General features: G+C 60.7%; 21 protein-coding genes. 20 read left to right on the forward strand and 1 reads right to left on the reverse strand.

Annotated elements, in window-relative coordinates; genetic code table 11:
* Nucleotides 1-10: 10 nt before the first annotated feature.
* The 4 genes from ACFW0H_RS27040 (at nucleotide 11) to ACFW0H_RS27055 (ending at nucleotide 4,682) form a co-directional block, all read left to right on the forward strand.
* On the forward strand, nucleotides 11-985 hold the full coding sequence (locus ACFW0H_RS27040; protein ID WP_422916928.1) for an NAD(P)-dependent oxidoreductase: 975 nt from the start codon (nucleotides 11-13) through the stop codon (nucleotides 983-985).
* Nucleotides 982-2,430: an aldehyde dehydrogenase family protein gene (locus ACFW0H_RS27045; protein WP_422916929.1), complete on the forward strand. Its 1,449-nt coding sequence runs from the start codon at nucleotides 982-984 to the stop codon at nucleotides 2,428-2,430. Before ACFW0H_RS27040 ends, ACFW0H_RS27045 begins: the two co-directional genes overlap by 4 nt.
* A 105-nt stretch (nucleotides 2,431-2,535) precedes the next feature.
* The gene (locus ACFW0H_RS27050) at nucleotides 2,536-4,017 is read left to right on the forward strand and encodes an FAD-dependent oxidoreductase (RefSeq protein WP_422916930.1); all 1,482 of its coding nucleotides are present in this window, start codon (nucleotides 2,536-2,538) and stop codon (nucleotides 4,015-4,017) included.
* A gap of 305 nt (nucleotides 4,018-4,322) precedes the next feature.
* Nucleotides 4,323-4,682, forward strand: coding sequence for a histone-like nucleoid-structuring protein, MvaT/MvaU family (locus ACFW0H_RS27055; protein ID WP_422916931.1), 360 nt, complete (start codon nucleotides 4,323-4,325; stop codon nucleotides 4,680-4,682).
* 148 nt (nucleotides 4,683-4,830) lie between these two features.
* Here ACFW0H_RS27055 and ACFW0H_RS27060 read toward each other — a convergent pair whose 3' ends face one another.
* Nucleotides 4,831-5,172 (reverse strand): hypothetical protein, encoded by a 342-nt coding sequence (locus ACFW0H_RS27060; protein WP_422916932.1) that lies wholly within the window; start codon nucleotides 5,170-5,172, stop codon nucleotides 4,831-4,833.
* A 365-nt stretch (nucleotides 5,173-5,537) separates the two neighbouring features.
* On the opposite strand from ACFW0H_RS27060, the gene ACFW0H_RS27065 reads away from it, so the two are divergent.
* From ACFW0H_RS27065 to ACFW0H_RS27140, 16 genes are all read left to right on the forward strand, one after another.
* Nucleotides 5,538-5,999, forward strand: coding sequence for an antitoxin Xre/MbcA/ParS toxin-binding domain-containing protein (locus tag ACFW0H_RS27065; RefSeq protein WP_422916933.1), 462 nt, complete (start codon nucleotides 5,538-5,540; stop codon nucleotides 5,997-5,999).
* A gap of 235 nt (nucleotides 6,000-6,234) precedes the next feature.
* Nucleotides 6,235-7,056 carry an inositol monophosphatase family protein gene (locus ACFW0H_RS27070; protein ID WP_422916934.1) on the forward strand — a complete coding sequence of 274 codons (822 nt, stop codon included), beginning with the start codon at nucleotides 6,235-6,237 and terminating at the stop codon, nucleotides 7,054-7,056.
* A 446-nt stretch (nucleotides 7,057-7,502) separates the two neighbouring features.
* On the forward strand, nucleotides 7,503-8,540 hold the full coding sequence (locus ACFW0H_RS27075) for a hypothetical protein (RefSeq protein ID WP_422916935.1): 1,038 nt from the start codon (nucleotides 7,503-7,505) through the stop codon (nucleotides 8,538-8,540).
* Nucleotides 8,541-9,063: 523 nt separating this feature from the next.
* On the forward strand, nucleotides 9,064-9,360 hold the full coding sequence (locus tag ACFW0H_RS27080; protein WP_422916936.1) for a hypothetical protein: 297 nt from the start codon (nucleotides 9,064-9,066) through the stop codon (nucleotides 9,358-9,360).
* Nucleotides 9,361-10,251: 891 nt separating this feature from the next.
* On the forward strand, nucleotides 10,252-11,544 hold the full coding sequence (locus ACFW0H_RS27085; protein ID WP_422916937.1) for a tyrosine-type recombinase/integrase: 1,293 nt from the start codon (nucleotides 10,252-10,254) through the stop codon (nucleotides 11,542-11,544).
* A 480-nt stretch (nucleotides 11,545-12,024) separates the two neighbouring features.
* On the forward strand, nucleotides 12,025-13,176 hold the full coding sequence (arnB, locus tag ACFW0H_RS27090; RefSeq protein ID WP_422916938.1) for a UDP-4-amino-4-deoxy-L-arabinose aminotransferase: 1,152 nt from the start codon (nucleotides 12,025-12,027) through the stop codon (nucleotides 13,174-13,176).
* Entirely contained in the window at nucleotides 13,173-14,186 is a 1,014-nt protein-coding gene (arnC, locus tag ACFW0H_RS27095; protein WP_422916939.1) for an undecaprenyl-phosphate 4-deoxy-4-formamido-L-arabinose transferase, read from the forward strand. Before arnB ends, arnC begins: the two co-directional genes overlap by 4 nt.
* Entirely contained in the window at nucleotides 14,183-16,198 is a 2,016-nt protein-coding gene (arnA, locus tag ACFW0H_RS27100; RefSeq protein WP_422916940.1) for a bifunctional UDP-4-amino-4-deoxy-L-arabinose formyltransferase/UDP-glucuronic acid oxidase ArnA, read from the forward strand. Before arnC ends, arnA begins: the two co-directional genes overlap by 4 nt.
* Entirely contained in the window at nucleotides 16,198-17,079 is an 882-nt protein-coding gene (gene arnD, locus ACFW0H_RS27105; protein ID WP_459077334.1) for a 4-deoxy-4-formamido-L-arabinose-phosphoundecaprenol deformylase, read from the forward strand. Before arnA ends, arnD begins: the two co-directional genes overlap by 1 nt.
* Complete coding sequence (gene arnT, locus ACFW0H_RS27110) at nucleotides 17,076-18,722, forward strand: lipid IV(A) 4-amino-4-deoxy-L-arabinosyltransferase (protein ID WP_422916941.1); 1,647 nt, start codon at nucleotides 17,076-17,078, stop codon at nucleotides 18,720-18,722. The genes arnD and arnT overlap by 4 nt, the downstream gene beginning before the upstream one ends.
* Entirely contained in the window at nucleotides 18,719-19,063 is a 345-nt protein-coding gene (gene arnE, locus ACFW0H_RS27115) for a 4-amino-4-deoxy-L-arabinose-phosphoundecaprenol flippase subunit ArnE (protein ID WP_422916942.1), read from the forward strand. Before arnT ends, arnE begins: the two co-directional genes overlap by 4 nt.
* The gene (arnF, locus tag ACFW0H_RS27120) at nucleotides 19,060-19,488 is read left to right on the forward strand and encodes a 4-amino-4-deoxy-L-arabinose-phosphoundecaprenol flippase subunit ArnF (RefSeq protein ID WP_422916943.1); all 429 of its coding nucleotides are present in this window, start codon (nucleotides 19,060-19,062) and stop codon (nucleotides 19,486-19,488) included. Before arnE ends, arnF begins: the two co-directional genes overlap by 4 nt.
* 326 nt (nucleotides 19,489-19,814) lie before the next feature.
* Nucleotides 19,815-20,309: a winged helix-turn-helix transcriptional regulator gene (locus ACFW0H_RS27125; RefSeq protein ID WP_422916944.1), complete on the forward strand. Its 495-nt coding sequence runs from the start codon at nucleotides 19,815-19,817 to the stop codon at nucleotides 20,307-20,309.
* 419 nt (nucleotides 20,310-20,728) lie between these two features.
* On the forward strand, nucleotides 20,729-21,853 hold the full coding sequence (locus ACFW0H_RS27130; RefSeq protein ID WP_422916945.1) for an HlyD family secretion protein: 1,125 nt from the start codon (nucleotides 20,729-20,731) through the stop codon (nucleotides 21,851-21,853).
* The gene (locus tag ACFW0H_RS27135) at nucleotides 21,850-23,412 is read left to right on the forward strand and encodes a DHA2 family efflux MFS transporter permease subunit (RefSeq protein ID WP_422916946.1); all 1,563 of its coding nucleotides are present in this window, start codon (nucleotides 21,850-21,852) and stop codon (nucleotides 23,410-23,412) included. Before ACFW0H_RS27130 ends, ACFW0H_RS27135 begins: the two co-directional genes overlap by 4 nt.
* A gap of 17 nt (nucleotides 23,413-23,429) precedes the next feature.
* Nucleotides 23,430-24,857 (forward strand): efflux transporter outer membrane subunit, encoded by a 1,428-nt coding sequence (locus tag ACFW0H_RS27140; RefSeq protein ID WP_422916947.1) that lies wholly within the window; start codon nucleotides 23,430-23,432, stop codon nucleotides 24,855-24,857.
* The last annotated feature ends 147 nt before the right edge of the window (nucleotides 24,858-25,004 follow it).

The raw sequence follows: 25,004 nt of genomic DNA on the forward strand, positions 1-25,004 counted from the left end.
AAATCACTAGATGAAGCATCGCGTCGTATTTCTCGATCACGAAGGCATTGGACCGAATGTCGTCATGCCAACGCTGCCCTTCAGGCACGATTGGGTTAGCTACCCTTATACCCAGCCGGAGGAAGTGGTGGAGCATCTGCAGGGGGCCACGATCGCCCTGACTTGTAGCGTTCCGTTGCGCAAGGAGCAACTGGCCCGATTGCCCGACCTGCAGATGATTTCACTGGCGCTGACGGGTACCGACATCGTCGACCTGGACTATTGCCGCGAACACGGCATCAAGGTCACCAACGTCCCAGGCTACGCGACCAATACTGTAGCCGAGCATTCCGTGGCCATGATGTTCGAGCTGTTCCGCAAGGTGTCCAGTTACGACCGTCTGATGCAACAGGTGCAAAGCGGCAGTCAGGTACCGAAGAACATCTACTTCGACTACCCCATTCGCGACCTTCGCGGCCGGGTCCTTGGCATCGTCGGTAACGGGCCTATCGCCAAGCGAGTCGCCGAGCTGGGCACAGGCATTGGCATGAACGTGATCATTCACGATCGCGGTGGGCGCTATGAAGGAACGGACTACGTTCCTTTAGACCTGCTGCTGCAGCGCAGCGACGTACTGATGATCAACTGCCCCCTGACCGAAGAGACTCGTGACTTGGTGGGCGCGAACGAACTGGCGCAAATGAAACATAGCGCCGTAATCGTGAACACCGGACGAGGGGGAGTAGTCAACGAGTCTGCTTTGATCGATGCCGTCAAGAGTGGACGAATCGGAGGTGCTGCTCTGGATGTGTTAGTAAACGAGCCAGCCAACCCCGATGACCCAATTTTCCAGCTCGTCGGTCAACACAATTTCATCCTCAATCCCCATGTTGCCTGGAGCAGTCAAGACGCAATGCAAGGCCTGATTGATCAGTCCGTTGGGAACATAGCGCAGTTCGTTCGCTCAACCAGTTCCGAAGTCCTGAACGTTGGGGGGGCACGATGAGCGTGGGCATCAAAAGCAGTTTCGTAAACGGTCAATTTGTCGAGGTCCGAGGTGACGAGCAAATCCTGGAGAACAGGAATCCCTCGAATCCGAGCGAAGTTGTCGATCGTTTTGCTCGTGCCGACGCGGCACTCGCTAGTTTGGCGGTAGAGGCAGCGCACGAGGCAGCCGTTGAGTGGGCCGTCAGTAACCCGCAATTTCGAGCTGATGTGCTGGATCGCATTGGCACCGAGATCTTGGAGCGCCGTGAAGAGCTAGCCAGATTGCTGGCTCGGGAAGAGGGCAAGGTGGTGCGCGAAGCACTCGGTGAGGTAGACCGAGCCGGCCGCTCGTTCAAGTTCTATGCGCAAGAAGCGCTTCGAACCGCGGGCGAGAAAATCGACTCGGTGCGCCCCGGCGTCGGCATCGATATCACCCGTCAGCCTGTTGGCGTGGTGGGGATCATCAGCCCTTGGAACTTCCCTATTGCTATCCCTGCCTGGAAGATCGCTCCGGCCCTGTGCTTCGGAAATTGTGTGGTCTTCAAACCAGCTGAACTTGTGCCGTCCTCTGCCTGGGCGCTGGCCGATATCATCTCCCGCTCGGGACTGCCCGCCGGTGTATTCAACATGTTGATCGGTCCTGGTCGCAGTGTCGGTGATACGGTTATGCGGCACCCGCTGGTCCAGGCCATCAGCTTCACCGGTTCTGAGCAGACTGGCCGCCAGATCGCCGCCATTGCGGTCGAGCGGATGGCCAAGGTGCAGCTGGAAATGGGTGGAAAGAATCCACTTATCGTTCTGGATGATGCAGACATTGAAGTGGCACTCGACGTAGCGATCCAGGGCTCGTTCTTTTCGACGGGCCAGCGCTGCACCGCCAGCTCGAGGCTGATTGTCACCGAAGGCATCTATCCCGAGTTTGTGGCACGACTGGTTGAGCGCACCCGAGCGCTGAAAGTGGGCGACGCCCTTGATCCGAAGACGGACATCGGCCCGGTAGTGGATGCGAAGCAACTGGAAGTTGACCTGGACTTCATTCAATCAGGTCTGGCTGAAGGTGCCACCTTGGTCTGCGGCGGTGAGGTCATCGTCCGCGAAGGGGGGTACTTCCTTGAACCGGCACTGTTCCTCGATGTGAAACCGACCATGCGCATCTATCGGGAAGAGATCTTCGGGCCGGTACTCAGTGTCCTCAAAGTACGAAACTACGAAGAGGCCTTTGCAGCCGCTGAGGACACCCAGTTTGGACTCTCAGCAGGGATCGTGACCACTTCACTCAAGCACGCCGAACACTTCAAACGGAATTCTTCGGCGGGCATGGTTATGGTGAATCTGCCGACCGCAGGCGTTGACTACCATGTGCCTTTCGGCGGGAACCGCGGCTCCAGTTACGGTCCGCGCGAGCAGGGTACCTATGCACGTGAATTCTTCACCAAGGTGAAAACGAGTTATCAGTTGAGTTGAATGCGTTAGGTTCCACGCGCTTTATGCTGCCATCCGAAAGGATGCGCAGCATTTTTTTTGCCCACACCCACCACAGCGACCCAACCGGGTTAGCGAGGCATAAAAATGAATCGTCCAGCACTGGGAAATTTTGAAGGCGAGATCTACGACGTGATCGTAATTGGTGCGGGGGCAGTGGGCTGTGCAGCTGCGCGTCAGCTTGCGGGGCGTAATTTCAGGACGCTTTTAGTCGACCGCGGGGATATTGGGGCTGGAACCTCTTCAAGATCAAGTCGAATGCTTTACTCGGGGCTGGGCTATCTCGCTGCTCGATATCCACTGTGGCAAATGGTCTTTCGCCCATTCGATATGCTGCAGAAATTACGCTATACGCGTGATGTGATGCAGTGTCGAGCTGAACTGGTTACCGAAATGCCTCAACACTTAACCAAACATCGCTTTCACTATCCGTTTCGAAAAGGCGATCGCTATCCCACTTGGTTAGTCGATCTGGGCTTTCGGCTTGTGGAGGCTCTCGGTGGCTGGAAGGTTCCATTGTCCTACCGCAGGCGCTCACATGCAGACGCCGCAAAGGACAGTGCCTTAGTGGCCGGCCTGGGTGGTTCACTGACAGGCATCGGTGTGTTTGAGGAGTACATGTACGCCTGGCCGGAACGCATTTGCGTGGACACCGCGTTGGACGCAGAGAGACGCGGCGCAACGATTCGCACTTATGCTGAGGTAGTCAACATTGGCCAGGTCAACGGCCTGTGGGAAGTCACTCTGAATGAACGTGCCCCCGAGAGCATTGGCCGTGCTCGTGTAAAGGCTCGTATCGTGATCAACTCCGCAGGGCCATGGGTTGATCGTGTGCCAGGGGCCGGGGGCGCCACTGCAAAAAGAGTGATAGGTATTAAGGGCGTCAATGTCATGGTTCGGCTACCTGATTCCTACAGAGGGCAGGGGCTCGAAGCATTTTCAAGCAAGAATGAACCTTTCTATGTGTTTCCCTGGCGGAATTACCACTTTATCGGCCCAACTGAGTCGGTATGTACCGATAATCCGGACGATGTCCGAGTTCAAGATTGGGAGATTGATTATATCCTGGGAGAGGCCAACCGGTTATTTCCGGACCTGAAGCTGACCCGTGCCCATGTACACCACTGCTGGTGTGGTGTTCGGCCTACTTCGACTAAGACTGGTCATTCAACTAGCCTGCCTGTCCGCCTATCCGAGGAACCTGGAAAAACAGGATTGCTAACGCTCACAGGCTCAACAATTATGTTGCATCGGCATGCGGCCAGAATGATCGCCGCAGCGGTCGAGTCTCGATTGGGGAGGAGGGGAGTTCCACCTCAAGGCTTGGTTGGCGGTAATAACGTGGACCTTTCGGATATTAAGCGGATCATTTCAGATGAACATATTGTGCGCCTTTCGGATCTGATTCGACGCCGACTGCGTGAGGGACTCGATCCGGATCTAGGCCGTGAGCGAGCTGAGGCTCTTTCCCAGGAAGCGGCTACAAACCTCGGCTGGTCAGAATCGCGCCGGCAGGAAGAACTCCGTCATTTCGAAGAGGACACCGCGAAGGTTTACCGTCAGCTGTAAGCTTAGATGAGGCACAGAGCACGATAAGAATCAGGGGCTTAGTAGCCCTTGATTTAACCACCTCCAGATGGGCCCGTGCCCGCTGCATACTGGAGGCGAGGGCAGGTGCAATTCGTAGAGATGAGTTTGTCATTGCACTGCCTTCCATTTGTCTGCCCCACACAACGGATTGGCTTGTATTCGCAATCATAGGCGCCATGCCTTCTAAGGGATTAGCTCCGGGATAACTCAAACTGCATGACCCCTTATGGCCAGCCATACTTCTTGTGAAGGATGATTTACCTATCAAATTCCGGAGAAGGTCCATGTCAAAACTTGTGGAATATCGCGCCTTGGAGCAGCAACTGTCGGAGCAGTTGGCCGAACTCGAAGCGATGAAGAACGACAAGCGCTTGAACCAGGAAATTGAGTTCGAACGCAAGCTGCGGCAGTTGATGGATGGTTACGGCAAAAAGCTGGGCGATATCATTTCCCTTCTGCAGCCGTCGACCGGGCGTACGAAGCTGCTAGCGCCGGCGAAGACCAAGCGGCGTGAACGCCAGGTCAAACGCTACAAGAATCCGCACACCAACGAAGTGGTTGAGACCAAGGGCGGCAACCACAAGGTGTTGAAGGCCTGGAAGCAGGAATACGGTGCGGCAATCGTCGACAGTTGGCTGCAATGAGCCACGACTTCGAGAGGGGGCGCATTAGACAAACCGCTCGGCGTCTCACTCTTCCAGAGGCTCGTCCATTTGAATGGAAGGGACCGCGGGGAACTCGCCGTGCGGGTGTTCCAGGATCTAAGGCGCCGGATTTAATCGCGGTGCTGGATCACCGCTCACCCTCGTCAAACAGGTGGCTTAGCTCGTGCTCTCGGCGGAGGGTGGCCATTGCGTAGTCGAAGCAGAGCTTGCACAGGCGTAGCCCTTCGCGCTCGCCATCTCGCCACTGCGCCTGAAGCACACCATGCCCGGTTTCGGCAGTGCTAGTTCCACACACGTCGCACAGAACCGTGTTCTTCAGTTGAATGGCGCCACCATTGGCCAGGTCGCCCTCCAGTTCCAGGATGTCGCCTGCCTTCCATCCAGCGGCCTGGAGTAGGTCGTCCGGCAGCTCCAGGATCAGGTCGCCGCTGCCGTCAGCAGCGTCACGGCACATCAATTTCCACCTCATCGGCCAAGCCTCCTATGGATATGGGTAGCCATGCTTTTCCTCGCTTCCGGCCCAAGCGGACGCGGGCGGATCAGGTTGGCTGTCAGTGCTCACGCCTAACAGACGAAGCGCAATCGGCGTCAGCACTGTCGTCGGCGACCACGTTTTATCGCTGTCAGCTTCCTCACCAGTGCGGTCGGCGTAGAATCCCCACGCCGCCCCAGTGAAGCCTCTGCCAGCGCCCATACTGGTGACGAAGCTAGGTCTGTGCCAGCCTACGTTGGGCGGCTGGCTTTATCGCTGTCTCGCCTTGAAGAGACAGGCGGCACCTCATGGGCCTCAGGGTGGGAGGGCAGGGCGCCAGCAGCGTACTGAGGACTAACAAGATGAATGTAGCTCGCGAGTCATCCATCAACCCACTGGAAGCCCTGGCGCAGCGAGCGGTCGAACAAGCATTGCAGGCTGGGCTTTCGGCAAAGGCTTTCGCAGTGCCCGGCACCAGTATGACGCTCAACGAGCTGCTTCACGCCGCGCGGCGAGCACCAATTCTTAGAAAGCGTCCACTGGTGTGCCGCGCGCTGGGCATTTCTGATCGAACATTGCGGCGCTGGCTGCACGAGCCTTCTGCGCAGTTGAAGCCCGCCCAAGGTGAGCGATTGCTCAGATTGATTGCCGTTTCCGCCCACGCAGAAGTTGTGTTTGGTTCTGGCGCCGCGGCAGAACGCTGGCTCACCGTTCCGGCAATGGGGCTTAACCGGCAGGTCCCGTTGGACCTGATCAAAGAGCCCGCCGACTACGAGCAGCTGGCCGCCTTTCTGGCGCGGATCGAGTACGGTGTATACCAGTAGAGGACAGGTTCGCCTGGCACGTCGGTTGCCTCAACGCGCAGTAACCAACGCCGGTGGCGGTCGAATCTCCGGCCCGGCGTTTGGCACTTGAGCCCGGCGAACAGGGAGCGAGGGGAGGGGAGCCAGCCTCAGCAGGCGGCGGTAGTCAGGTACGTCTGGATATGTAGGATAATTCCTGCCCTGTCGTTGGCCAGGACTGGGTCCTACCTTCACTAGCTCTATACAGGCTCCGTACATGTACCAGCCCGTCCTCAAAGCGTTACTCGACCAAGTAGTAGCTCAGGTGCTCCAGGCCGGGAAGCGGTTGGCGGCCGAATGGGCCCGAGCCGATGGGCCGCGCGGTTATGGCGACAAGGCACCCGTGGACGTGGAGATCGAGCAACAGCTGCGCGAAGCGTTATTACAGCTCTTGCCCTGCGACTTCTGGGGTGAGGAAACCGGGCATATCCTGACCGGGCATCCATGGTGTTGGGTGATCGATCCCAATGACGGCACCAGCGACTTCCTGAAGGGGCGAAAGGGCTCGGCCATCGCGGTCGGGCTCTTGCGAGATGCACTGCCGGTGCTGGGTGTCGTGCATGCGCCGGTTACGTCAGATCGCGGCGCTGACTGCATCGCTTGGGCCGAGGGATTACCGCACCTTTTGCGCAATGGCCAACCCGTCGTGAATGACCTCCGTCAGCAGCGACTAAGTGACCTGGCCGTGGTCATGGTGAGTGCGGCTGCCGAGACTAAACCTCAGGTAAACGCTGAGCTCTGTGCGCCCGCTCAGTTTCATGCGATGCCAAGTATTGCCTACCGCTTGGCGCGAGTCGCGGCCGGTGACGCCGTTTGCGCAGTCTCGCTGTATCCGGTGTCGGCCCATGACGTGGCGGCCGGGCACGCGTTACTGCGTGCCAGTGGCGGAGTCTTGCTCGACCAGGATGGCCAGCCAATCAGGTACGGGACTGAGAGCGAAATGGCCGTCGTGTCCAATCGCTGCTTCGGTGGTGCACCGCAAGCCTGCCAAGACTTGCTAACCCGGGATTGGGAGCGACTCCTGCGCACTGGCGAATGAATCGCCGTCAGCTGAGTCATTGCGTCTCCAGTGCGTGGAACTGAGGCGGTGACTAGGAGGTCTTTCGGGTTGCTTGCTACTTCCGATCCTGCGAGCAATTTCTGGATTCACCGAACGCATGCGGTCGTCCAACGATTACTTATCAATTTTTTTCTAGGCATTGGTTCTGCAGCCTAGAATCGGGGGGGGGGCGAATCAGACTTCACCCCGACTTCTGTCTTAGCAATACAAAGGAATCTTTGCTTTACAGAGTTGTTAGCTGGTTAACACAAAGAATTCTTTGCCTTAATTACGACGCAGACCATGAACACACATTGCGTGGAATGGACTAAGACTAGGCACGTGGCCTTACCGCTGGTCGGAGTGTCAAGGTTTCGGCGCAAACAAGCCGCAGCGACGACTAGCCTCTAAGAAGCGAGCCGTCTCGAGAGAGCGGTGCCGCTAATGTGAATGACGAGGACATTGATGAAAGCTTTAGATCAGAGCTTTATCGTGTTCCCCCGCAACGCGTTGAGTTCTCTCACAGGTTAGATACGGGCATGACTCCTGCTTCTGTCTTTAATGGATCGGTACATCAGTTTCAAGGGAAGTTGTTTGCGCATGCGCTAGCTCATGAGGCTAATGTAGGTTGCACCGGGTATCACCTTGCTAATTGGTGGCGGCGCACCCACTCGGAATTTCCTGAGCAACCACTCAAAGAAGAGTGGTTTCTTTTATTTGAAGGGCGTTTACCCAAAATACCCATTCAAAATGAACTGACTCGTCTCTACCCTGAGCTAGAACACATTCTTAAGAGTCCTTTATGGTTTTCTCTTAGTGAATCGTACGCTAACGGAAAATATTGGGATTCGTGTGCAGAAACGATACTAGTTAACAATTCTACCCTTGGAAGGTTTGACGCCTCTTTGATTGTCCGATTGTGCGGGCGTCCGTGCTGGTCGAGGCTGGCTTATATAATCATCTTGTTGCGCAGTCGAACGCCGAAATTTGCAAAGCATCGTCGCTGGCTGCGAGATAATTTTCTTTCGTACCTTTGCTTGTCTTGCATGAGTCCGCCACTTTTTTTAGTGCGCCACGAGCTTTTTTCCTTGCTTGACAAGCTCTACAGCAGGAAACGATTTGGCAATGAGGGAGTTGCTAACTGGCCTTCGTCTATAGATCTGTTTGATTGGGAGCTTATGTCCCTAAAAACTGCAGCGGCGGCGTCACTAGCGTTTCATGGCTGGATCAGTCACCCTGAAGATGAAGAGGCTCCTACGCTAATTTGGGTGTTGATGCAAGAGAAAGAGACTTTGCAAAGACTGCTTCTGTTTTCAATGATGCATCATAAATATCCTATGGAAAATGATGTTAAGGTTTCACTGCAGCGATCCAAACAGGAATTAATTCTCACAAGCGTTGCGATGGATTATTCAAAGACACCGCCTATGGGTAGATACTTGTCTAGGTTGGGATGTGACCAGAGAGACCGAAATCCCCAGTAACTGATGAAGTATCTTTTTTTTCAAATGCAGCAGACTCGCTGTCATTAGGTGTTATCTGAAGTCTCCCAACGATCGAGTCGCATATCCACTTGGTATTGGACGTAACTTCAATCGTTATAACTCATCCGAAAGTTGAGACGAGTGTCGATCCAGCGGCTGTTCTGGTAGCCGCCTATCTGCGAAAAGACAATGGGGCAGGGCGGCGCGGCAGTATTAGACGGATGCAAGCGCACATACTGGTGATTTGACCAGGCCTTGGCGAGTCAAGCTTTCGTGTGCCGCAATGCCACTTCCTGCCCCGAGCCTTGTGCGCTCGATTTAAGTCCTGCTTTCCACAAAAACACCGTTCTCACGCGTTAGGTCTCAGCTGGCGGAGCAGGAATTACTTGCAGTCCAGCGCGATGGCTGCGGTCACCTTGGCTCCAACCGCTGTGCCCGGGCGTCGCCAAACTAAATTAAAGCATTGCTGGTCGCGTGAGCCGGGCCTATGGTCAAAACTCGTCACCTTCCGCAGAGATTGAACATGGCTCAGCGTTTAGCCGCCAAATTGCGCAGCAGCACCGATGCAGCGAATTCGGTGAAAGGCTTCTTGAATGGGCGGCTCGACCCAGGCAATCCGCCCAGGATCGCCGGCGTGACCGAACGATCATTGCGGCGGCAGACTATGACTCAGCAATTCGTCTTGACGTCCGAGCAAAGCGCCAAGGTTTGGCGCTTTGCTGAGATCCTCTCGAAGGCCGAGGATGTGCTGGGCAGCACCCCGCAGCCCAGGCAACTAAAGTTTTACGAATGTGCGGCAAGCGAATTTTCAAAGAATTAGTTCTCGAAATTTCAACTTTTTAGTTCGGAGCGCTGAACAGTAGAAGAGCACTTCAATCGTTCGGGCGCCCAACATGTGATTTAACATAATATAGATTATACGTACTAATGGATTTGCCAGTCGGTACGCTTCCCAGCACATCTCGACGTCAGCCCTCTGACCGAATTCCTGTCCTTTGATAAACCTGAGCCTTCTCTTTGCGCGTTCAGACTCTTTGCGCGTTCGGCTCTCTTCAAACTCGCGCTCAAATCTGGTCCGACTTGCTTGAGGTATCCACGCAACGGATAGATTTCCTGTTCGCTTCATTCTCGTACTCGTCTTCGTTGCTTTGGCTGCGTGCGAGTTTCTTTCGTCGAGACTTTCTATTGGGACCCAAGGTTCAGACGCCGGCGATCTTGAGTTGGTGAACGGCGCACTCGTGATCAGTTTCATTTCCAGCGCGTGCTCCCTGACAACGCCCGCAGTCCGGAGACAATGGCTCATCGCGCGGCGTTCAAATTGGAATTCGGTTGCCTGAAACGCTCATCCAGCACACAAAACAGTGCGCACAGGAAAAGTCGCATCCCAGTCTCATACCTGGAATCCTGCCGCAACCGTCCAGCCGGAACCGTAAGCGGTTGATTAATGGAGATAAATGAAAACGGATCAAGGTAGAGTTCTTCACGGCTTACTCTGTATTCGATCGTTGAATGATCCGTGCTTTGAAGCACTTGAATTAAACGCTGGAATCCCAGGCGGTTGCTTAGAAAGCAGCTGACGCCTTCCCGCCCGAAGTTGGGTGTTCATCCATGTTATATCCGATAATCACCAGACCCGGATATTGCATAATGCCCCCTGAAAGTCTCATGCTAGACACCTCCGTTTAAACTTCCTCCAGGACCATCTTTCAGCATGGCGCATTTTCCGCAGCCGCTCTTCGAGACCTTCGATCGCTTCCACGACCTTAACTTCCTGCATCTGAGTGGCGAACTTCCCGTGGTGCGCGACTTTCTTCAGGACTTCCCCGAGGAAAGCCAGGCTATTGAGGGCTATCGCGCTGTCCGATCCTTTCTCAAGTCCTATGCCGGCAACGAAGCGACGTTCAGCTCCTATCGGACTCACGTCGAGCGCCTGCTGCTGTGGTCGCTCCTGGTTGCGCGCAAACCCCTGCTGGAGCTACGTCGCCGGGACGCCGAGGCCTTTATGGAGTTCTGCCTCAACCCCCCGGCCGACTGGATTGGCCCGGTGGTGAAGTCCCGTTTCCTGCGAACCGGCGGCAGGAAAAAGCTGGAATCGGATACCTACACTCTCAACAGCGAATGGCGTCCATTCAGCACCACCATCGCCAAGCGCGAGCGCAAGATCGCCGCTGAATCGGTGACCGCCCTTCCCTCCCGCGCCTACCGAATGTCCCAGGGGTCGGTCGCCCAGGTCTTCGCCGTCTGCGGAAGCTTCTTCCAGCACGCCATCGATGAAGGGCTCACCGAGGTCAATCCGTTCCGCGCCGTGAAGCAGAAATCCATCTACAAGCAGCGCAATACCCTGGATGTCGCCTCGCGCTCGCTGACCCAGTTGCAGTGGAGCTACGTCATCGAGACGGCGGAAATCATGGCCACGGAAGACACAGTGCATGAGCGCACGCTGTTCATCGTCGCCACGCTGTTCGCCATGTACCTGCGGGTTTCCGACCTGGTCGGGCGGGACAACTGGACGCCGACCATGGGCGACATTCGCCGTGATAGCACCGGCAACTGGTGGTTCCATGTGGTGGGCAAGGGCAACAAGGCGGCGAAGATCAGCATCCGGGACGAGTACATCCAGACCTACCTGGTGCGGTACCGCCAGCACCTGCAGCTCCCTCCCCTGCCCTCCGCTCATGAGAAGACGCCGCTGATCAGTACCCTGAAGGGCCGCGCCGGGCTGTCCGATCGACATATCCGCTTGCTGTTGCAGGACGTATTCGACCGTTCCCTGGCGCGGATGGCCGAGGAAGGCTGGAGCGATGACGAAATCGACCAGTTGCGCTCGGCGTCCCTGCACTGGCTGCGCCACACATCCGCCACTTTCGATGCGCCCCACCGGGACATGAAGGACCTGCAGGCCGACCTGCGGCACAACAGCCTAAGCACCACCCAGAATACGTACTACAACTCCTTGGATGAGCAGCGTGCGCATTCGGTCAAGCACCTCAAGCTCAAAAATTAAGAGTTGCTGGCCTTGGACAATGTCGGCGACGAAGACGTGTCGCCAAGCGCCTGGTCGAAGCCGGCGCCTCCGTGGTGATCGGCGGCCGCGATGCCGCCAAGCTCGCCCATGCTGCCTGGGATCCAGCTCATCGGCAGCGAGGCTGGTGGCGATCTAGCCGGTTATTTGGAAGGGGCCTTGCTTGCAGCGGATGCTGCTCTACGGCAAGTAACGTGAAGACTCGTACAAAGCAAACTTTTCACGGCTTCCCTCCCGTGCCGATGGTGGGAGACTTTCAATCTGCCCTGAACCCTTCAGCGCTGGCCAGCTACCTTATTCAGAGGGATTCGTCTCTTCCTGGCAAACCGGATGTTCCCGGGATGATCCGCACAACGAGATAGCGCGATCTGCGTCTCGGGTGCGACGACATTTTTTTTACGCGCGCGCCAGTACGCTTGCGCCGGAATTGACTACCCCGGCTGGCAAGACCAAGGAGTAATCATGGACGAGGTTTCCTTCCTCCCCTTTTCCCGGCCCAGTATTGGCGAGTCGGAGATCGAGGCCGTCGCCGCGGTCCTTCGTTCCGGCTGGATCACTACCGGCCCGAAGAACCAGGAACTGGAACAGCGCTTCTGCGAGGGGATCGGCTGCCGGCACGCGGTGGCCATTTCGTCTGCCACCGGCGGCATGCACCTGGCGCTGCTCGCCCTCGGGATCGGCCCCGGTGATGAGGTGATCACGCCTTCGCAGACCTGGGTCTCCACCGCGAATATGATCTGCCTGCTCGGCGCCACGCCAGTGTTCGTCGACGTCGACCGTGACACCCTGATGACCGATGCCGCGCGCATCGAGGCGGCCATAACACCGCGCACCAAGGCTATCGTGCCGGTGCACTACGCCGGCGCCGCCGCCGATATGGACCCGATCTACAGCGTCGCCGCGCGCCACGGCATTCCGGTGATCGAAGACGCCGCCCACGCCGTCGGTACCGTCTACCGTGGCCGGCCGATCGGCCAGAAAGGCACCGCGATATTCTCGTTCCACGCGATCAAGAACATCACCTGCGCCGAAGGGGGCATGTTCGTCACCGACGACGCGGCGCTGGCCGAGCGCGTGCGCACCCTCAAGTTCCACGGCCTCGGCGTCGATGCCTACGATCGCCTGACCCACGGCCGCAAGCCGCAGGCCCAGGTGATCGAGCCCGGCTTCAAGTACAACCTCACCGACATCAATGCCGCGATCGCCCTGGTCCAGCTCGACCGGCTGGAAGCGATCAACGCCCGCCGCGCCGAACTCGCAGCTGCATACTGCGAACGCCTGGCGCACCTGCCAGTGCAGCCCCTGGCACTGCCGGTCTATCCGCAGCAGCACGCCTGGCACCTGTTCATCCTGCGCATCGACCCGCAGCGCTGCGGCATCGACCGCGACGGATTCATGCAGGCCCTGCAGCAGCGCAACATTGGCAGCGGCATTCACTTCATCGCCAGCCATCTGCACACCTATTACCGCCAGCGCTTCCCCGGCGTCAGCCTGCCGGACACCGAGTGGAACTCGGCGCGCCTATGCTCCATCCCGTTGTTCCCCGACATGACCCCCGCCGATCTCGACCGCGTGGTCGGCGCCATCGAAGCCATCATTGGTGACGCACCGTGAAACCCTACCCGATCCGCTGCGTGTCCATCGTCATCCCGGTTTACAACGAGGAGGCGAGCCTGCCCGAGCTGTTGCGGCGCACTGCCGGCGCCTGCCAGCAGCTCGGCCGCGACTACGAGATCATCCTGATTGACGACGGCAGCCGCGACCGCTCCGCGGAAATCCTCATGGAAGCCGCCACGGCTCCCGGCAGCCGGATAGTCGCGGTGATCCTCAATCGCAACTATGGCCAGCACGCGGCGATCATGGCGGGTTTCGAAGAATGCCGCGGCGACCTGGTGATCACCCTGGACGCCGACTTGCAGAACCCCCCGGAGGAAATCCCTCGCCTCGTCGCGCAAGCTGCGCTGGGCTACGACGTGGTCGGCAGCGTGCGCGAAAATCGTCAGGACTCGACCCTGCGGCGCTGGCCGTCGCGGCTGATCAATTTCGCCGTGCAGCGCTCCACCGGGGTCGCCATGAGTGACTATGGCTGCATGCTGCGCGCCTACCGCAACACCATCGTCAAGGCGATGCTGGCCTGCCCCGAACGCAGTACCTTCATTCCGATTCTGGCCAACAGCTTCGCCCGCCACACCAGCGAGATTCCGGTCGGCCATGCCGAGCGCGAGCATGGTGAGTCGAAGTACGACTTCCTGCGGCTGATCAACCTGATGTTCGACCTGGTCACCTGCATGACCACCACGCCGCTGCGCCTGCTCAGCCTGATCGGAGGCGGCATGGCGCTGCTCGGTTTCTGCTTCGGCGCCCTGCTGATCTTTCTGCGCATGGTGTTCGGCGCGGCCTGGGCGGGGGACGGCGTTTTCGTTCTGTTCGCCGTGCTGTTCATGTTCACCGGCGTGCAGTTGGTCGGCATGGGCCTGCTCGGCGAGTACCTGGGGCGCGTCTACAACGACGTCCGCGCACGCCCGCGCTTTTTTGTCGAACGCATTCTCCGCAATGCACCCTCGCCGCTTGCCGAGTCGCCTGCCTCGCCCCCCACTTCCGCCACCGAGTCCATCCGGCCATGACCCATAACTGCATCGTTTTCGCCTACCACGACATCGGTTGCACCGGCATCGAAGCGTTGCTCGCCGCCGGCTATGAAATCGCTGCCGTGTTCACCCACGCCGACGATCCGCGCGAGAACCGTTTCTTCGCCTCGGTGGCGCAGCTCTGCGCCCGCCACGGCATCGCCGTGCATGCCCCGGAAGACGTCAACCACCCGCTGTGGATCGCGCGCATTCGCGAGTTGCAGCCGCAGTTCATCTTTTCCTTCTACTACCGCCACCTGCTTGGCACGGAGTTGCTCGCCTGCGCTTCGGCCGGCGCCTTCAACCTGCATGGTTCACTGCTGCCACGCTACCGTGGCCGCGCACCGGTGAATTGGGCGCTGGTCAACGGCGAGAAGGAAACCGGCGTCACCCTGCACCGCATGGTCGAACGCGCCGATGCCGGTGCCATCCTCGCCCAGCGGCGCATCGCCATCGCCGACAGCGATACCGCCCCGAGCCTGCACGGCAAGCTGCGCGAAACGGCGCGGGCGCTGCTCGACGACGCGCTGCCGAAACTGGTACGCGGCGAACTGCCGGAAGTCGCCCAGGACGAATCCCGTGCCAGCTATTTTGGCCGCCGTACCCCGGCCGATGGCGCCATCGACTGGCAGCGTCCGGCACAGGAGCTGCACAACCTGGTGCGCGCCGTCACCCTGCCCTACCCCGGCGCCTTCTGCTCGGTAGGCGAGCGCAAGATGACCGTCTGGAGCTCGCAGGTGCAAGCCGGCAACGGCGGCCGCCTGCCGGGCAGCGTGATCAGCGTTGACCCGCTGCGCATCGCCTGCGGCAAGGACTCGCTGGTGATCCATGCAGGCCAGCAGGGCGACACCGGGCTCTACCTGAGTGGCCCGCAACTGGCGCGGGAAATGGGTCTGGTGGAAGGCTCGCTGCTGCACGGCAGCCAGGCGCGCCGCCCGGGCCGGCGTACCCGCGTGCTGATCCTGGGGGTCAATGGCTTCATCGGCAACCACCTCTCCGAGCGCCTGTTGCAGACCGACGAGTACGAAGTATTCGGGCTGGACATCGGCTCCGATGCCATCGAACGGCTGAAGAGCAACCCCAACTTCCACTTCGTCGAGGGCGACATCAGCATCCACACCGAGTGGATCGAGTACCACATCAAGAAGTGCGACGTGGTCCTGCCCCTGGTGGCCATCGCCACGCCCGTCGAATACACGCGCAACCCGCTACGGGTGTTCGAGCTGGACTTCGAGGAGAACCTGAAAATCGTCCGCTACTGCGTGAAGTTCGGCAAGCGGGTGATCTTCCCATCGACCTCCGAGGTCTATGGCATGTGCAGCGACCCGACCTTCGACGAGGACAAGTCGAACCTGGTGGTCGGGCCGATCAACAAGCAGCGCTGGATCTACTCGGTGTCCAAGCAGTTGCTCGACCGGGTCATCTGGGCCTATGGCCAGGAGGGCCTGCGCTTCACGCTGTTCCGGCCGTTCAACTGGATGGGCCCGCGCCTGGACCGTCTGGATTCGGCGCGCATCGGCAGCTCCCGCGCCATTACCCAGTTGATCCTGCATCTGGTCGAAGGCACGCCGATCCGATTAGTAGACGGCGGCGCGCAAAAGCGCTGCTTCACCGACGTGGTCGACGGCATCGAGGCGCTCGCACGCATCGTCGAAAACCGCGACGGCCGTTGCGACGGACAGATCATCAACATCGGCAACCCGGATGGCGAAGCCAGCATCCGCCAGCTTGGCGAAGAGCTGGTGAGGCAATTCGAGGCCCACCCGTTGCGCCGGCACTTCCCGCCCTTTGCCGGCTTCCGCGCGGTGGAAAGCCATACGTTCTATGGCAACGGCTACCAGGACGTGTCGCACCGCCGGCCGAGCATCGCCAACGCCCGGCGGCTGCTCGACTGGCAGCCGACTGTCGAGCTCAGCGAGACCATCGCCAAGACCCTCGACTTCTTCCTGCGCGAGGCGCTGGCCGACCAGCAACGTGCCGTCACCCTGAGCGTCGTGAGCAATAGCTGATGCAGGCTGGCCTGCGCGTCGATGTCGACACGTACCGCGGTACCCGCGAAGGGGTGCCGCGCTTGCTCGAACTGCTCGATGAGGCCCAGGTGAGGGCGACCTTCTTCTTCAGCGTCGGCCCGGACAATATGGGCCGCCATCTGTGGCGCCTGGCCAGGCCGGGTTTCCTGTGGAAGATGCTGCGCTCGAAAGCCGCCAGCCTGTACGGCTGGGACATCCTGCTGGCCGGCACGGCGTGGCCGGGAAGGCCGATCGGCCGTGACCTCGGCCACCTGATGCGACAGACCCTGGCTGCCGGGCACGAAGTCGGCCTGCATGCCTGGGACCACCATGCCTGGCAGGCCAATGCCGGCCGCTGGAACGATGACAAGCTCAACCAGCAGATCAGCCTGGGCGTGGACACCTTGGCCGACATTCTCGGCCAGCGCGTCGACTGCTCGGCGGTGGCTGGCTGGCGCGCCGACGAGCGTGTGGTGGAAGCCAAGCAGCGCTTCGGCTTCCGCTACAACAGCGACTGCCGTGGCAGTTCGCTGTTCCGCCCACGACTGGCCGACGGCAGCCTGGGCACGCCGCAGATCCCGGTGAACCTGCCAACCTTCGACGAGGTGGTCGGCCCGCAGCTCCCCGCCAGCGGTTTCAACGACTTCATCCTGCGCCGCTTCGTCGACCGTGCGCTGAACGTCTACACCATTCATGCCGAAGTGGAAGGAATCCTCATGGCGAAGCAGTTCCGTCAATTGCTGCAACGCGCCCGGCACAACGATATCCGCTTCCAACCGCTTGGGTGGCTGCTGCCGGATGACCCCGCAACCCTACCGGCGGGCCAGGTGGTTCGCGGTGACCTCGCCGGCCGCGAAGGGTGGCTGGGGGTCCAGCGATGAGCCGCTACGCCTACCCGGCCCTGGTTGTCGCCTTCGTCCTGTTCATCCTGGTGCCACTGGCGTCCCACGGCCTATGGATTCCCGACGAGAGCCGCTACGCCCAGATCGCCCAGGGCATGCTCAACGGTGGTGACTGGGTGGCGCCGAACCTGCTGGGCCTGCGCTATTTCGAGAAACCGGTCGCCGGCTATTGGTTGATCGCCAGCACCCAGGCATTGTTCGGCGAGAACCTGTTCGGGGTGCGCATCGCCTCGTCCCTGGCGACGGCCATCAGTATCCTGCTGGTGTTCCTCGTCGGCCGGCGCCTGTGGCAAGACCCGCGCAAGACCTGGGCGGCCACCCTTTTCTACATGAGCTTCGCGCTGATCGCCGGGCAGGCCGGCTATGCCAACCTGGACCCGCAGTTCACGCTCTATGTGAACCTCAGCCTGGCCGCGCTGTGGTTTGCCTTTGACAGCCAGACCTCCAGCGCACGACTGGGTTACTGGGCCCTGCTCGGCTTCGCCTGCGCCATGGGCTTCATGACCAAGGGCTTCCTCGCCTGGCTGCTGCCCGTGATCATCGCCCTGCCCTACGCGCTGTTGCATAGGCGTCTGCGCGAGGTGCTGGTCTACGGACCGCTGGCCATCGCGGTGGCAGTCCTGCTCTGCCTGCCCTGGGCTCTGGCGGTACACCTGCGCGAGCCGGACTACTGGAACTTCTTCTTCTGGCATGAACACATCCGCCGTTTCGCCGGCACGGATGCCCAGCACACCCTGCCCTTCTGGTACTACGTGCCGCTGCTGTTCATCGCCAGCTTGCCCTGGGCGGCGTTGATCTTCCCCGCCTTCCACAAAGGCTGGAAAGATCGCCGCGGGCGCACGACCACGTTCCTCCTGCTCTGGTTCTTCATGCCCTTCCTCTTCTTCAGCCTCAGCCGGGGCAAATTGCCGAGCTACATCATGCCGTGCTTCGCACCGCTGGCGCTGCTGATGGCCGACGCCCTCATCGACCGGCTCAGGCAAGACCGGTGGCGCGCCCTGCGCATTAACGGCGCGCTCAACCTGGCCGTCGGCGGCCTGGCCCTGCTGACCCTCACGTACCTGCAGTCGACCAAGCCGCTGTACCACGGCGAAACCCCCAGCCTCGTCATGCTGGCCATCGCCTGTTCCGTCTGGGCCCTCTGCGGCGCCCTGCAACTGGCGCGCCCGGCCACCCTCTGGGCGGCCCCGGCATTGGGGCTCTGGCTGCTGGTAGCCCTGGTGCCGGCCGCCCTGCCGGAGCGCGTAGTGAACAGCAAGACGCCCGACCGCTTCATCCTCGAACACCTGGACGAACTGCGCGGTTCGTCCAGCCTCCTGAGCAACGATCTCGGCGCCGCCACGGCCCTGGCCTGGCGCCTGAGTCGCCGTGATGTCGACCTGTTGAACACCACCGGCGAGCTGAAATATGGCTTGGCGTACCCCGAAGCGGGCGGCCGCAGCATTCCCCTCTCAGAGCTCCAGGCGTGGATGGATTGCGCGCGCCAGCGAGGTCCGGTCGGCGTGCTGTTGCGGATGAACAGCGATCGTGACGAAGGAGAACTGGCACAGATGCCCAAGGACGCCGTGAGCTACCGGCGGGGCCGCCTGGTGCTGCTGCTCATTCCGCGGTCCTCGCCATGACTTTCCTCCTACTGATCGGCGTGTGCCTGCTGACCTGCCTCGGGCAGGTCGCGCAGAAACTCGCCGTCGAAAGCTGGCGCGGACGCGAGCTGAAGCTGGCGACGAAGCTCTTCTCGCCCTGGCTGCTTCTGGCCATCGCCAGCCTGGGCGGCGGGCTGCTCCTGTGGCTGCTGGTATTGCAACGCCTGGAAGTCAGCCTGGCCTACCCGATGCTCAGCCTCAATTTCGTCCTGGTGACGCTGCTCGCGCAATACCTGTTCCGCGAGGAGATCGGCGCCCGTCACTGGTTCGGCATCGCCCTCATCGTCGGCGGCGTCGCCCTGCTGGGTATGCAGTCATGAGCCGTCGCCCGGGGTTCGCCCTGGCAATTGGCAGCGTCGCCCTGGTCAGCGCCGCGCAACTTGCCCTGCGCTGGAGCATGAACCGCCTCCCCGCCCCCTCCCTCTGGCTGGATACCCTGTCCGGCACCGGCCCGGATTCGCTCGCGCTGCTGGTGCTGAGTTGCGGCGTGCTCGCTTATGGGTTGTCGCTGCTCTGCTGGATCGGCGCGCTCGGCCACCTGCCGCTGGCCCGCGCCTACTCGCTGCTCAGTGCCAGCTACGCGCTGGTTTACCTGGGTGCAGCGCTGCTGCCCGGTTTTGGCGAACCCCTGACCTTCACCCGGACACTCGGCGTCGGCCTGGTGATCGGCGGTGTGCTGGCGATCAACGCGCCGCGCAACGCCAAGGGCGAACCGGCGAAACAGCGCCAGGAGGACCTGGTGTGAGTTGGGCGTGGTAGTCCAGGCCAGGGATTGCAGTACCTGGTCAGGATTCTGCCGCTGCTGGTCTGCGGCCCCGGCGGCCAACGTCTGTGCCGAGGAGCGGCTGCAGGAGACCCTCGACGCCAATCCCGGGATGGCCGCGATCGAGCTCGACTCGGGTGAGACGCGTTACTGGGTGAGAGGGCTTCCGGAGGCGATGGATGGTCACTTGCGTGATGCAAGCACCGTCATTATATTCAGGACATCATGCAATGAAGGCTCGCAGCCCTCCCGAAGGCAAGGAACCCCACGGGTTTAAAGCTCAACCGCCAGGTTCGACACGAGGCCCCATGAAAAAGACCAGCTTCCAACACATGCCTTGCCCGGTAGCCCAGGCGCTGGAGGTGATCGGCGACAGCTGGAACGTGCTGATCCTTCGCGAAGCCTATTACGGAGCGAAACGTTTCGATGATTTCGCCCAGGCCCTGGGAATTCCAACCAATACCCTGGCTCGGCGACTCAAGGAACTGGTAGCCGGAGGAATCCTCGAGCGACACCCCTACAGCGAAAAGCCGACACGCTACGAATACCTGCTCACCTCCAGGGCGCGGGACTTGCGTCCCCTGATGCTGGTACTTCTGCAGTGGGGCAATCGCTACGGCAATATGGACGCAGCACGAACCATGCTGGTCGACAGCTACACGGGAGAGCCTGTGGACCTTGTCCTGGTCGACCGTGTTACTGGATTGCCTGTCAGCTCGCGGCATCGCGTCCTTCGCCAAAGGCACGGCAGCCCCACTCCCCACTCCTTCGCATTCCCCGAACCCGAAGCCGAGCCGGGTTAAGCCCACCCAGTCCCATACCGCCTTTGCTTTGATGTCCGGCGCGCAAGGCGCGCTCTGTCAATCTCACATTGGGTAGTTGCTTTGCTGCGGCTCGTTGGCAGCGTCGTGAGCAGTTCGCGCATGCACGCTGAGCTGCCTGATTACCAGGCCTGGTTGGCCGTTTGTCTCTCGTGATCCTTACCAGGCACTGCGATCCTTGCAGCCACGTCCCTCCCCGCCCCACAAGGTTACCGCTCGTCCCTCGTGACCGTGGGTTACTTGCATCATGGAAGTGGCGATATTAGATTGTAGCCATCATATTAATCCGGCATTCCTTGCCTCCCCCCATTCAAAAGGGATTTCGAGTCGCCAGATTGAATGATGCATGTAATTTCAAGCCAGGCCGGCGCATACCTGGAACCACCTCATCGGAGACCGCCATGAACCAGCCCGAAAACCCGATCGCGACTTCGACAGCTACCCCGCGCCGGCTGAAATCTCGCACGGCGGTAAAGCTGTCCATCGCCCTCGCCGCCCTGCTCGGCGTTGGCGTCTATGGTGCCCACTGGTGGGCCTCGGGTCGTTACCTGGAAGAAACGGACGATGCATACGTCGGCGGTGACGTCACTGTCATAAGCCCGCGAGTCGCAGGCTATATCGCCGAGCTGGCAGTGACCGACAACCAGTTCGTGCATGCCGGAGACCTGCTCGCCCGTATCGACGATCGCGATTACCGGGCAGCGCTGGCCAAGGCCGAGGGTGCAGTCCACGCAGAGCAGGCCCTGCTGGCCAATGTGGATGCCCAGGCCGCGTTGCAGGAGGCGGTGATCCGCCAGGGCCAGGCCGAAATCGACGCCACTGCCGCCGAGGAGGAACGCGCACGTGACGATGACAGGCGCTACCGCACCCTGGTCCAACGTGCCGCTGTCTCCGTGGAAAGCGCCCAGCGTGCCGAAGCCACCTGGAAGACAGCGCGTGCCAATGCCGAGAAGGCTCACGCCACGTTGCTCGCGGCCCAGCGTCAGCTCGATGTCATTCACAGCCAACGCCAGCAAGCCAACGCTGCCCTTGAGCAAGCCGTCGCCGAGCGGGACCTGGCACGCCTGGATGTCGGTTACACGGAACTTCGCGCACCGGTGGACGGTTATATCGGCAATCGCCGGGGCCGAGTTGGCGGCTATGTATCGGCCGGCACCCAGCTCCTGGCAGTCGTCCCTGCCCAAGGGCTGTGGATCGATGCCAACTTCAAGGAAGACCAACTGGCCAGGATGACTCCCGGGCAAGCAGTCACCGTGGAAGCTGACGTGCTGCCGGGAAAGGTATTCCACGGCCACCTGGATAGCGTCGCCCCGGCGACCGGCGCTCAGTTCAGCATCCTCCCGCCGGAAAACGCTACTGGCAACTTCACCAAGATCGTGCAACGCGTGCCCGTGCGCATTCACCTCGACCCGGCCGACAATCGCCTTGGCGAACTGCGCCCGGGACTCTCGGTGGTGGTCGAGGTGGATACCAAGGCACAGCACCCGGGAATAGGTGAGGCGGTCGCCCAGGAGCAACGGCCGTGAACTTCTGGTCGTCCGAAGTGGTGCCGGTCGAGCAACTTTCGACACGGCAAAAGGTGTTCGCCTTCGCCTGTATGTGCATGGGCATGTTCATCGCCCTGATCGACATCCAGATTGTCTCCGCCTCTCTGCGCGATATCGGCGGCGGGCTCTCGGCGGGGGCGGATGACACCGCTTGGGTTCAAACCAGCTACCTGATTGCCGAAATCATCGTCATTCCGCTGTCTGGCTGGCTATCGAAGGTGATGTCCACGCGTTGGCTGTTCGCTGCATCGGCCCTGGGCTTTACCCTGACCAGCCTGCTGTGTGCCCTGGCGTGGGACATTCAGAGCATGATCGCCTTCCGCGCCCTGCAGGGATTCCTCGGCGGTTCGATGATCCCCATGGTGTTCACCACCGGCTTCCTCTATTTCGATGGCAAACAGCGCGTAGTCGTGGCAGCCACGATCGGCGGCATCGCTTCCCTGGCGCCGACTCTGGGTCCGGTTGTCGGTGGCTGGATCACCGACATCTCTTCCTGGCCCTGGCTGTTCTACATCAACCTGGTACCGGGATTGTTCGTCACCGTGGTAGTGCCACTCATGGTGCGCATCGACAAGCCCGACTGGTCGCTGCTCAAGGGCGCGGATTATCCGGCCATGCTGCTGATGGCGGTGTTCCTGGGATGCCTGGAATACACCATGGAGGAAGGTCCGCGCTGGAACTGGTTCAGCGATGACACCATCCGGACAACCGCCTGGATCTCGGCAATTTCCGGCCTCGCCTTCATTTTTCGCAGCCTGACCACCAAGAATCCCATCGTCGATCTGCGCGCACTCAACGAGCGAAATTTCGCCCTGGGTTGCCTTTTCTCCTTCGTCACGGGAATTGGCATATTCGCCACGATCTACCTGACACCGCTTTTCCTTGGCCGCGTGCGCGGTTACGGCCCGCTGGATATCGGCCTGGCGGTGTTCTCCACCGGAATTTTTCAGCTGCTGAGCATTCCGCTTTACGCTGCCCTCGCCCGCCGCTTCGACCTGCGCTGGATCCTGATGCTGGGCATGGGCATGTTCGCGCTGTCGATGTGGGAGTTCTCGCCGATCACCCACGACTGGGGGGCTGACGAGCTGTTGTTGCCCCAGGCGCTACGCGGCATGGGCCAGCAATTCTCTGTGGCACCCACCGTGACCCTGGCACTGGGCTCGCTGCCCCCTGCACGCCTCAAGCTCGCCTCCGGGCTGTTCAACCTGATGCGCAACCTTGGCGGCGCCATTGGCATCGCCGCTTGCGCCACCATTCTCAACGACCGTACCAACCTGCACTTCCAGCGCCTGGCCGAGCACCTGAACGCCAGCAACGAAGCACTCAATAACTGGCTGGCACCGCAAATGGACGCGTCCGGACAAGTCAGCCAGCAAGCGTTGCGGCAGCTTTGGAACCTGGCTTCTCGGGAGGCACAGACCCTGACCTATGCCGATTCTTTCCTGATCATCGGTGTCTGCTTCGTCGCCGCCCTGGTGCTGATCCCCCTGATGCACAAGGTCGCCCCGCCTTCCCAGCCGCCGGCTGACGCCCACTGATCCGAGGACATCCCGCCATGCCATCGTCCCTAGCGAAAACCACTGCAATCGGCGTGTTGCTCTACCAGCTCGTTGGCTGCACGGTCGGCCCTGACTACCAGGCCCCTGAAAGCATCCTCAGTGCCTCGTTGGCCGGCGGCGTTACCCCGGAACTACCCAAGCGGGCACCGGCACCGCCGCTTGAAGAATGGTGGAGAGGCTTCGCCGATCCGGTGCTGAACGGCATTGTCCAGCGTGCCCTGGAGCAGAACCTCGATGTGTCGATTGCCTTGGCCCGTGTCGAGCAGGCCCGCGCGGCCGCGAACCTGGCCGGAGCGGCGCGCCTCCCGGAAGGTAGCCTCGACGGCCGGTACCTTCACCAGCGGCAATCGCTGAAAAGTCCTGAGGGCCAGCTGGCTAGCGCCTCCCCCGGGTTCGATCGCAACCAGGACATCCTCAGCCTCGGCGTCGGGGCCTCGTGGGAAATCGATCTGGCCGGTGGCCTGAAACGTAACGAAGAGGCGGCCCTGGCGGAATTGCAGGCCGCCGAAGCGAGCCGGGCGGGAGTGCGCATCTCGATCGCCGCCGATGCCGCCGACGCCTATTTCCGCATTCGCGGCGCGCAACGACGCATCGAGGTGGCCGAGGAACAAATCCAGACCCAGGAGGATCTCCTCAACCTGGTCCAGGACCGTTTCAACGGAGGACTGGCCACCCAGCGCGAGCTGGCCCAGGCCAAGGCGCTGCTGCTGCAGGCCAGGACCACCCCGCCACCGCTGCGCACGGAACTGGCGGTGCAACTCAATCGACTCGATGTGCTGCTTGGGGTTCAACCCGGCACTTATGGCAAGGTCCTTCTGGCGCACCCGCAGGGCTATCAGGTGCCGGCAGTTGCCGCCGACCTGTCGCCAGCCAACCTGCTGCGTCGTCGCCCGGACGTGATCGCCGCTGAACGCCGGCTTGCGGCAAGCACTGCGCGGATTGGCGTAGCCGTTGCCGAGTATTACCCGCAGGTGACCCTCGGCGGCATCCTCGGTAGCCAGAGCTTGCACGGTGGACTGTTCAGCGGCGATGCCTTCCAGCCCCAGGCCTTCATCGGCCTGCACTGGCGGCTGTTCGACTTCGGCCGCGTAGACGCCGAAGTCGAACAGGCTCGCGGTACCGAAGCCCAGGCCCTGGCCGAATACCGCCAGGCCATGCTGCGCGCCGCAGAAGACGTGGAGAACGCTGTCACCACCCAGGTCCATCTCAGCGCTCAACGCCAGGAGTTGGACGCGGAAATCGAAGCCCATCGCGCCGCTCGCGAAGCAGCCCAGCAGGCTTACCAGGGAGGTGCCGTGAGCCTGCGGGAAGTGCTCGACGAAGATCAGCAGCTGCTCGAAGCACGTGACCAGCAGGCCCTATTGGCGGCCAACGATGCCCGCGCTGCTGTAGCTACCTTCCGTGCGCTGGGTGGGGGGTGGTGAAAAGCGCCGCAGAGCCTTACGCAGAATGTCCCCAATTGCCGGTTTGGGCAGTGCGCCGGTGAAAAAGTCGACGACTTGCAGGTCAGGGTCGTCCACCAGGCTCTTGAGTAGCGTATTGCCCCCATGAACCTGTCGAAAGGTGCTCGC

The sequence above is a fragment of the Metapseudomonas cellulosilytica genome (genome assembly GCF_049334135.1).
Taxonomy (GTDB): domain Bacteria; phylum Pseudomonadota; class Gammaproteobacteria; order Pseudomonadales; family Pseudomonadaceae; genus Metapseudomonas.

What these genes read in the sequence shown, in the direction of transcription:
- ACFW0H_RS27125 (WP_422916944.1), top strand. Translation starts at nt 19,815, where the DNA reads ATGAAAAAGACCAGCTTCCAACACATGCCTTGCCCGGTAGCCCAGGCG.
- arnB (WP_422916938.1), top strand. Translation starts at nt 12,025, where the DNA reads ATGGACGAGGTTTCCTTCCTCCCCTTTTCCCGGCCCAGTATTGGCGAG.
- ACFW0H_RS27040 (WP_422916928.1), top strand. Translation starts at nt 11, where the DNA reads ATGAAGCATCGCGTCGTATTTCTCGATCACGAAGGCATTGGACCGAAT.
- arnT (WP_422916941.1), top strand. Translation starts at nt 17,076, where the DNA reads ATGAGCCGCTACGCCTACCCGGCCCTGGTTGTCGCCTTCGTCCTGTTC.
- ACFW0H_RS27050 (WP_422916930.1), top strand. Translation starts at nt 2,536, where the DNA reads ATGAATCGTCCAGCACTGGGAAATTTTGAAGGCGAGATCTACGACGTG.
- ACFW0H_RS27055 (WP_422916931.1), top strand. Translation starts at nt 4,323, where the DNA reads ATGTCAAAACTTGTGGAATATCGCGCCTTGGAGCAGCAACTGTCGGAG.
- ACFW0H_RS27085 (WP_422916937.1), top strand. Translation starts at nt 10,252, where the DNA reads ATGGCGCATTTTCCGCAGCCGCTCTTCGAGACCTTCGATCGCTTCCAC.
- ACFW0H_RS27065 (WP_422916933.1), top strand. Translation starts at nt 5,538, where the DNA reads ATGAATGTAGCTCGCGAGTCATCCATCAACCCACTGGAAGCCCTGGCG.
- arnF (WP_422916943.1), top strand. Translation starts at nt 19,060, where the DNA reads ATGAGCCGTCGCCCGGGGTTCGCCCTGGCAATTGGCAGCGTCGCCCTG.
- arnE (WP_422916942.1), top strand. Translation starts at nt 18,719, where the DNA reads ATGACTTTCCTCCTACTGATCGGCGTGTGCCTGCTGACCTGCCTCGGG.
- ACFW0H_RS27080 (WP_422916936.1), top strand. Translation starts at nt 9,064, where the DNA reads ATGGCTCAGCGTTTAGCCGCCAAATTGCGCAGCAGCACCGATGCAGCG.
- ACFW0H_RS27045 (WP_422916929.1), top strand. Translation starts at nt 982, where the DNA reads ATGAGCGTGGGCATCAAAAGCAGTTTCGTAAACGGTCAATTTGTCGAG.
- arnD (WP_459077334.1), top strand. Translation starts at nt 16,198, where the DNA reads ATGCAGGCTGGCCTGCGCGTCGATGTCGACACGTACCGCGGTACCCGC.
- ACFW0H_RS27140 (WP_422916947.1), top strand. Translation starts at nt 23,430, where the DNA reads ATGCCATCGTCCCTAGCGAAAACCACTGCAATCGGCGTGTTGCTCTAC.
- ACFW0H_RS27130 (WP_422916945.1), top strand. Translation starts at nt 20,729, where the DNA reads ATGAACCAGCCCGAAAACCCGATCGCGACTTCGACAGCTACCCCGCGC.
- arnA (WP_422916940.1), top strand. Translation starts at nt 14,183, where the DNA reads ATGACCCATAACTGCATCGTTTTCGCCTACCACGACATCGGTTGCACC.
- ACFW0H_RS27060 (WP_422916932.1), bottom strand. Translation starts at nt 5,172, where the DNA reads ATGAGGTGGAAATTGATGTGCCGTGACGCTGCTGACGGCAGCGGCGAC.
- ACFW0H_RS27070 (WP_422916934.1), top strand. Translation starts at nt 6,235, where the DNA reads ATGTACCAGCCCGTCCTCAAAGCGTTACTCGACCAAGTAGTAGCTCAG.